The 1281-nt window shown below is 40.7% G+C and carries 1 protein-coding gene; it reads left to right on the top strand.

Annotated features, from left to right (window positions below):
- Window positions 1–397: 397 nt before the first annotated feature.
- Window positions 398–1281: group II intron reverse transcriptase/maturase (gene ltrA, locus ACIQXN_RS21520; protein ID WP_402971616.1), on the top strand; the 884-nt coding region annotated here is incomplete at its 3' end.

The raw sequence follows: 1281 nt of genomic DNA, 5'->3' as shown, positions 1-1281 counted from the left end.
TGGAGGAAGCGTGGAATAAAATCTTGGCTCGACGAACAGGAATCTGATACCAAGGCTTTATAAAGGGATAAGGCTCCAAAGCAAGTCAAAGTCCAAAAAGATGTGCGTAACTTTGTAGAGTAAATCAGGCGAGTAAAAGAGGAAAGATAGTTGTCTTACCCTGGGAGATCTTGCGGATGTACGGAAGTACAGTCGAAAAAGGTTAGCCGCAAGAAGTCAGCAGAAGCCATAGTAGTGGAATTATTTCATGAAGGGCTGAACAATTTATAGTGTTTCAACACCACGAATGCGTAAGTGACGTACTCCGAATGTATTAATGGTGAAAGTATGAGCGTATCTCAAAGGTTAACCAAAATGGAGTTATCACTTACTACGTGAGATGGAAGGAGAAACGAGTGTGGAACTTTTAGAACAGACTCTAAGTAATAAAAACATGAACGAAGCCTACCTGCGCGTTTATAAAAATAAAGGTGCAAGCGGGGTCGATGGAGTGACAGTCGACGAGCTAAAGCAATATCTCAAAGAGAACAAAGATGAACTACGTCAGCGCATCAGAACAAGAAAATACCAACCACAAGCTGCCTTAAGAGTGGAAATCCCAAAAGAAAATGGCAAGATGCGCAAGCTGGGAATACCAACAGTAGTGGATAGAGTAGTTCAACAAGCCATTCATCAAGTTCTCAGCCCGATATTTGAAAAGCAATTCAGTGAATTTAGTTACGGCTTTAGACCAAAAAGAAGCTGTGAGATGGCTATTATCAAAAGCTTGGAATTCCTGAATGATGGACACGACTGGGTAGTTGACATTGACCTTGAAAGATTCTTTGATACAGTCCATCACGATAAACTCATGCGAATTATTTCAAACACAATAGATGATGGTGATGTCATCTCGTTAATCAGAAAATACTTAGTCAGTGGAGTCATGGTAAAAGGGAAACTTGAAGAAACTCCCGTTGGGACTCCGCAAGGAGGAAACCTAAGCCCACTGTTGAGTAATATTATGTTAAATGAACTCGATAAGGAACTAGAGAAAAGAGGACTTCTGTTCGTGAGATACGCTGATGATGCCCTCATCTTTGTGAAGAGCGAAAAAGCAGCGATCAGAGTGATGAAATCAATCGTGAGATTTATAGAAGAGAAGCTAGGTTTGATAGTCAATGTCGAGAAGAGTAAAATCTCTCGCCCAAAAGAACTAAAGTTCTTAGGCTTTGGGTATTACTACGACTTCACAAACAAGAGATACCGAGTGAACTCCCATCCAACTTCAGTACAGAAATT

This window comes from Peribacillus sp. NPDC097295, from assembly GCF_044761665.1.
Classification (GTDB): domain Bacteria; phylum Bacillota; class Bacilli; order Bacillales; family DSM-1321; genus Peribacillus.
This window is presented reverse-complemented; position numbering and strand designations above follow the sequence as displayed.